The sequence below is a fragment of the Herbaspirillum sp. YR522 genome, assembly GCF_000282575.1.
GTDB lineage: Bacteria > Pseudomonadota > Gammaproteobacteria > Burkholderiales > Burkholderiaceae_D > Herbaspirillum.
Window position 1 is genome coordinate 42,609 of sequence record NZ_AKJA01000007.1, and the last position, 6,081, is coordinate 48,689.

Below are 6,081 nucleotides of genomic sequence, written 5' to 3' on the forward strand. Positions count from 1 at the left end.
CCAACATGATCAATCCCAACCAGACCCTGCCTATCTGTGTCGCCGGACAGTGGCGCCTCGGTGGCGGCGACCGCTATGCCACGCTGTATCCGGCTACCGGCGAAGCCGTGGCGCACCTGAACGCGGCCAGCGTGGATGACGTCGAACAAGCCATCGTCGGCGCCGACCTGGCCTTCCGCACCAGCGGCTGGGCGCAGCGAAAGCCGCACGAGCGCGCCGCCGTGATGTATCGCGTAGCGCAGTTGATCCGCGAGCGCAGCGAAGCGCTGGCGCAACTGCAACGCCTGGACAACGGCAAGCCCATCAACGAAACCCGCAACCTGGTGGCCAGCGCCGCGGCGACCTTCCAGTTCTTCGCCGCCGCCTGCGAGACACTGGAAGAGACCATCACGCCGATGCGTGGCGACAACCTCACCATGAGCGTCTACGAGCCCATGGGCGTGGTGGCCGCCATCACGCCGTGGAATTCGCCGATCGCCAGCGAAGCGCAGAAGATGGCACCGGCACTGGCCGCCGGCAACGCGGTGGTGGTCAAGCCGGCCGAGGTCACGCCGCTGGCCGCGCTCGAGCTGGCACGGATCTGCATCGGGGCCGGCGTACCGGCGGGCCTGATCAGCGTGTTGCCGGGCAAGGGTTCGGTCATCGGCGACGCCATCACGCTGCATCCGCTGGTCAAGCGGGTGTCGTTTACCGGTGGCACCATCACCGGCAAGCATATTGCCCACATCGCCGCCGACAAGATGATGCCGGTGTCGCTGGAGCTGGGCGGCAAGTCGCCCACCATGGTGTTCGAGGATGCCGACATCGACCACGCCGTGGCCGGGGTCCTGTACGGCATCTTCAGCAGTTCGGGCGAGTCCTGTATCGCCGGTTCGCGCCTGTTCGTGGCGCGCGCCATCTACGACAGCTTCATGGAACGCCTGGCTGCCGGCGCGGCCGCCCTGCGGGTGGGCGATCCGGCCGACGAACGCACCCAGATGGGGCCGCTGATCACCGCGCGCCATCGCGAGGGCATCGAACGCTACGTCGACATGGGCGTCACCGACGGCGGCCGCATCCGCACCGGTGGCATGCGGCCGCAAGGCAGTGCCTTCGAGCGCGGCTATTTCTTTACGCCAACCATCATCGAAGGCCTCGCCAACGACCAGCGCATCTGCCAGGAAGAGATCTTCGGCCCGGTGCTGGTGGCGATGCCGTTCGACGACGAGCAGGACCTCGTGCGGCAGGCCAACGACAGCGTCTACGCGCTGGCCGCCGGTATCTGGACGCGCGACTTCAAGAAAGCGTGGCGCTTCGGTCGTGCGGTACAGGCCGGCAATGTCTGGATCAACACCTACAAGCAGTTTTCGATCTCGACGCCATTCGGCGGCTGGCGCGACAGCGGCCTGGGCCGCGAGAAGGGGCGACTGGGCATCCTGCAGTACATGGAGCAGAAGAGCATGTACTGGGGGCTCAACGAGCACCCGCTGCCTTGGGCCGGTTGAAGCCGACGCGACGACCAGCAACGCAAATCACTGGCGCTGTTCTTGCATATATCTGCCGGCAACGCCGGACACAGGAGAAGCAAATGGATGTATTGGGCATTGATGAAATCACCTATGGCGCGGACGACCTGCCGCTGTGCCGCCAGTTCTTCCTCGACTGGGGCATGGTGCTGGCGCAGGACAGCGCCGAGGCCCTGGTTTTCGCCACCCAGAACGGCTGCCGCGTGGTGGTGCGCAGCAGCGCCGACCCCAGCCTGCCACCGGCCATCGAAGTGGGACCGACCCTGCGCGAAGTGGTGTGGGGCGTGTCCTCGACGGCCGTGGTGGACAAGTTTGCCGGCCGCCTGCAAGGCCTGCCCGGCTACGTCGATACCGAACTCGACGGCGTGCGGCGCGTGGGGTGCACCGATCCCAACGGCCTGGCGGTGCGCTTCCAGGTCAGCCAGAAGCATGAGGTGCAGCTCGAGTGCGCCCGCATGAACACCTGGAACGAAAAGAACCGCGTCAACCAGCGCAGCCCGGTCTATGAGCGCGCCGCCCCGATCGAGGTCGGCCACGTGGTGTTCTTCGTCAAGGATGTAAAGGCCTGCGAGCAGTTCTACTGCGAACACTTCGGTTTCGTGCCATCGGACCGCTATCCCGAGCGCGGCGCTTTCCTGCGTTGCGCCGCCGACGGCGGCCACCACGACATCTTCCTGTTGCAACCGCCCGAGGCGCGTGCCGGCCTGAACCATGTGGCCTTCACCGTGCGCGATATCCATGAAGTCTTCGGCGGCGGCATGCACATGTCGCGCAGTGGCTGGGACACCCAGCTCGGCCCCGGCCGGCACCCGATCTCGTCGGCCTATTTCTGGTACTTCAAGAACCCCGCCGGTGGCCTGATCGAGTACTACGCCGACGAAGACCAGCTCGACCAGCACTGGCAGCCGCGCGAGTTCGAACCGGGCCCGACCGTGTTTGCCGAATGGGCCATCGATGGTGGAATCGACGGCAACACCCGTCGCCAGAAGAACGCCCAGGGTCCGACCGGCAAGTTCCTGACCGACCGCGCGCCGGTCGCCAAATAAACAGCAGACTCACCAGACAAGGAAATCGCATGTCCTTCAAGATCGCAATCCTGGGCGCAGGCATCGGCGGCCTGACCGCCGCCATCGCCCTGCAGCGAGCCGGCCACGATGTGGTGGTGTACGAACAGTCGAAGCAGTTCCTGCGCGTGGGCGCCGACATCAACCTCACCCCCAACGCCGTGCGCGCGCTCGATGGGCTGGGTATCGGCGAAGCGGTGCGCCAGACCGCAGCGCGCCCGACGCATCGCATCAGCCGCACCTGGAACACCGGCGAGGAAACCTCGCGCCTGGCCATGGGCGATACCGCCGAGCAGAAATACGGCGCACCGCAATTGACGATCCACCGTGCCGACCTGCTGGCAGCGCTGGCCGGGGTGTTCCCGCTGGAGCAGGTGCGCTTCGGCAAGCGCGCCGAGACGGTAGAACAGACCGCTGCCGGCATCACCCTCGATTTCAGCGACGGCAGCAGCGACCGGGTCGATGTGCTGCTGGGCGGCGACGGCATCCATTCGGCGGTGCGCAGCGCCATGTTCGGCGCCGAAAGTCCGCGCTTCACCGGCGTGGTGGCGTTTCGCGCCGTGGTGCCGGCCGAGAAGGTCGCCGGCGTGCCTAACCTGCAGGCCTTCACCAAGTGGTGGGGGCCGAATCCTGAAAGCCAGATCGTCACCTTTCCGTTGAACCGGGGCCGCGACATCTTCATCTTCGCCACCACCGCCCAGGAAAGCTGGCACCTCGAATCGTGGACCACGCCGGGCAACGTGCAGGAGCTGCGCGACAGCTACGCCGGCTTCCACGCCGATGCCACCGCCTTGCTGGACGCCTGCGACGAAGTGCTCAAGACCGCCTTGTATGAACGCGATCCGCTGCCGGCATGGGCGCGCGGCAACCTGGCCCTGCTGGGCGACGCCTGCCATCCGATGATGCCGTTCATGGCCCAGGGCGCCGGCATGGCCATCGAGGATGCAGTGGTGCTGGCGCGCTGCCTGGCCACCGTGTCCAGGTTGGAAGACGTCGCCGGGGCGCTGCAGACCTATGCCGGCCTGCGTATGGAGCGCGCCGCGAAGATACAGGTCGGCTCGCGCGGCAACAACTGGCTGCGCGAAGGCGGCAACGCCGACTGGGTATATGGCTACGACGCCTGGAAGGTGCCGCTGGAGCCCGAGTTGGCGACCGCCTGACCGCCATGCAACAACAGGTGAACAAGCCCGACACGATGTTGCTGACGATCCTGCTCAAGCACGATCAGTCGCACAACCTGGAACAGATCCAGGCGCACATGAAGAAGCAGAACTGGTGGGAACGCTTCCCGGTCGAGGGCACCCGGGTGGTGTCCTGGACCGTGGCCATGGGCCTGGGCCAGATCGTCACGCTGGAGTTGCCGCCGGCCCTGCTGGGCCAGGTCAACGTCGAGCTGGAGCGATCGGCCTGGGGCGTGTTTCGCACCGAGTGTTACCCGACTTACGATTTTGTTCCCGTGCGCGAGCGTATCCGCGAGCGCATCAGAAATGGAGGCCAATGATGGTTGCAACAGTGACAGACGTCTATCTCAATCCGCACCAGGCACGCCGCCGGCCGCCGACCCAGTACGAAGACCTGCTGGGCGACTCGATCGAGCGCGCCTACGGTGCCGGCACCCATGACCTGGCCGGCATGGTGGCGCACCTGAATCGCACCGGTCCCAGTTGTCCCTACAACCAGGGCGTCTGGACCGAGCAGAACTTTCAAGAAGAGATCGCCCGCCTGGCCGCGTGAGCCATGCGCCAGGCACAAGCCAAGGAGAAGCCAGAAATGAGAACGACAGCCAATGATCCCGTCGATGCCGTGCTTGCCGTCGGCCTGAAGGACTTGTGGTACCCGATCTGCCCGTCCGGATTCGTTGCCGAAAAGCCGGTGTCGCTGCGCCGCCTGGGCAAGAAGTTCGTGCTGTGGCGCGAACCGTCCGGCACCATCCACGCGCTGGAAGACCACTGCCCCCATCGCGGTGCGCCCTTGTCCATGGGTATTCCCATGGGCGACCGCATCGCCTGCGGCTATCACGGCGTGCAGGTGCGCTTCGACGGCGTCGTCACCAGCGTGCCGGGCAGCCCCGGCTGCAAGCTGGAGGGGGCCAAGGCCACGCGTCGCTTCCATGTCACCGAGGCCGCTGGCGCCATCTTCCTCTACAACAGCATGGTCGACGTCGATGAAGCGCCACCGCTGCGGCTGCCGGAAGAACTGACCAGCCCCGAGTATTCCAACTTCCTGTGCTACACCGAGTGGAAGGGCGACTACCGCTATGTGCTGGACAACGTGATGGACCCGATGCACGGCACCTTCCTGCACAAGCAGTCGCACTCGATGGCCGAGGGCGACAACCACGCCACCTTCGGCATCCGCGAGACCGACATCGGCTTCGTCTTCGAGAAGGAAGGCCAGCGCGACGTCAACTTCGACTGGACCGAATGGGCCGACACCGACCTGCACTGGATGCGCCTGGCGATTCCATACCCAAAGACCGGCGGCCCCGGCGGCAGTTTCGTGATCGTCGGCAGCTACACGCCCATCGTCGACAACATCGCCGCGGTATTCCACTGGCGCTGCCGCAAATTGACCGGTTGGCAACGCGACACCTGGCGCTTCCTCTATCGCAACCGCCTCGAGGCGCGCCACTGGAACGTACTGGAGCAGGATCGGGTGGTGCTGGAGCTGATGGAAGCAGACGCCAACCAGCGCGAGATGCTGTACCAGCACGACATGGGCATCGTGCGCCTGCGCCGCCACCTGCGCGGCCTGGCCAAGGAGCAACTGGCCCGCGAGGAAGAACTCGCCGCCGCCAAGGTGGCGGTCAGGGCGGCATGAGCGAGCCGGCAAAGACGCCGCCGGTGCGCCGCGTCATCAGCGACAAGGTGGTCGAGCCCGACAGCGCGACCTGGTCCAACTGCCTGGTCATCGGCGACGAGATCGTCCTGTCCGGCATGACCGCGCACCCGGCCTCGCGCGAGCAGGTGCTCGACACCTACAGCCAGACGCTGGTGGTGCTGGGCAAGATCGGCGAGCTGGTGCGCGCCGCCGGTGGCGACATCGGCTGTATCTACAAGCTGGTGATCTATGTGAAGGACATCGCCGACAAGGAACAGGTCGGGCGAGCCCGCCGTGACTTCTTCGGCAGCACCTATCCGTGCTCGACGCTGGTGGGCGCAAACGCCCTGGTGTTTCCCGAGTTGAAGGTGGAAGTCGACGCCTTCGCGCGGCTCGGGGTGGATGTGCGGCAGGCGACGGTGTCCTGATTCAGTCAAAGGAAGTGGCATTCATGAGCAGTCCTCTTATTTCCGTGCGGGTCCAGGCCATGCGTTTCGAGGCGCAGGGCGTACTGTCGGTCGAGTTGTGCGCGCCCGACCTGGGCCAGTTGCCTGCCTTCGAGGCGGGCGCGCATATCGACCTGCACCTGGGCAATGGCATCGTGCGCAGCTACTCGCTGTCGAATTCGCCGGCCGAGCGCCACCGCTACGTGGTGGGAGTGCTCAAGGACCGCGCCAGCCGTGGCGGCTCGC

The 6,081-nt window shown here is 66.0% G+C and carries 7 protein-coding genes and 1 pseudogene; all 8 read left to right on the plus strand.

The genetic code is table 11. From position 1 onward, the window contains the following. The first annotated feature begins 5 nt into the window (after positions 1-5). Positions 6-1,484: an aldehyde dehydrogenase gene (locus tag PMI40_RS00655; protein WP_040501460.1), complete on the plus strand. Its 1,479-nt coding sequence runs from the start codon at positions 6-8 to the stop codon at positions 1,482-1,484. A gap of 83 nt (positions 1,485-1,567) precedes the next feature. Continuing rightward, positions 1,568-2,551, plus strand: a complete 984-nt coding sequence (locus PMI40_RS00660) for a VOC family protein (protein ID WP_008111078.1) — start codon at positions 1,568-1,570, stop codon at positions 2,549-2,551. A 29-nt stretch (positions 2,552-2,580) separates the two neighbouring features. Continuing rightward, positions 2,581-3,729, plus strand: a complete 1,149-nt coding sequence (locus PMI40_RS00665) for an FAD-dependent monooxygenase (RefSeq protein ID WP_008111083.1) — start codon at positions 2,581-2,583, stop codon at positions 3,727-3,729. A 5-nt stretch (positions 3,730-3,734) separates the two neighbouring features. After that, the gene (locus tag PMI40_RS00670) at positions 3,735-4,070 is read left to right on the plus strand and encodes a hypothetical protein (RefSeq protein WP_008111084.1); all 336 of its coding nucleotides are present in this window, start codon (positions 3,735-3,737) and stop codon (positions 4,068-4,070) included. Beyond that, positions 4,070-4,303, plus strand: a complete 234-nt coding sequence (locus PMI40_RS00675; RefSeq protein WP_008111086.1) for a recombinase-like helix-turn-helix domain-containing protein — start codon at positions 4,070-4,072, stop codon at positions 4,301-4,303. The genes PMI40_RS00670 and PMI40_RS00675 overlap by 1 nt, the downstream gene beginning before the upstream one ends. A gap of 36 nt (positions 4,304-4,339) precedes the next feature. Next, complete coding sequence (locus PMI40_RS00680; RefSeq protein ID WP_008111087.1) at positions 4,340-5,389, plus strand: aromatic ring-hydroxylating dioxygenase subunit alpha; 1,050 nt, start codon at positions 4,340-4,342, stop codon at positions 5,387-5,389. Next, complete coding sequence (locus tag PMI40_RS00685) at positions 5,386-5,817, plus strand: RidA family protein (RefSeq protein ID WP_008111088.1); 432 nt, start codon at positions 5,386-5,388, stop codon at positions 5,815-5,817. The genes PMI40_RS00680 and PMI40_RS00685 overlap by 4 nt, the downstream gene beginning before the upstream one ends. Before the next feature lie 23 nt (positions 5,818-5,840). Next, positions 5,841-6,081: pseudogene (locus PMI40_RS00690) on the plus strand (oxidoreductase); the annotation flags it as partial.

What these genes read in the sequence shown, in the direction of transcription:
- PMI40_RS00685 (WP_008111088.1), top strand. Translation starts at nt 5,386, where the DNA reads ATGAGCGAGCCGGCAAAGACGCCGCCGGTGCGCCGCGTCATCAGCGAC.
- PMI40_RS00665 (WP_008111083.1), top strand. Translation starts at nt 2,581, where the DNA reads ATGTCCTTCAAGATCGCAATCCTGGGCGCAGGCATCGGCGGCCTGACC.
- PMI40_RS00660 (WP_008111078.1), top strand. Translation starts at nt 1,568, where the DNA reads ATGGATGTATTGGGCATTGATGAAATCACCTATGGCGCGGACGACCTG.
- PMI40_RS00670 (WP_008111084.1), top strand. Translation starts at nt 3,735, where the DNA reads ATGCAACAACAGGTGAACAAGCCCGACACGATGTTGCTGACGATCCTG.
- PMI40_RS00680 (WP_008111087.1), top strand. Translation starts at nt 4,340, where the DNA reads ATGAGAACGACAGCCAATGATCCCGTCGATGCCGTGCTTGCCGTCGGC.
- PMI40_RS00675 (WP_008111086.1), top strand. Translation starts at nt 4,070, where the DNA reads ATGGTTGCAACAGTGACAGACGTCTATCTCAATCCGCACCAGGCACGC.
- PMI40_RS00655 (WP_040501460.1), top strand. Translation starts at nt 6, where the DNA reads ATGATCAATCCCAACCAGACCCTGCCTATCTGTGTCGCCGGACAGTGG.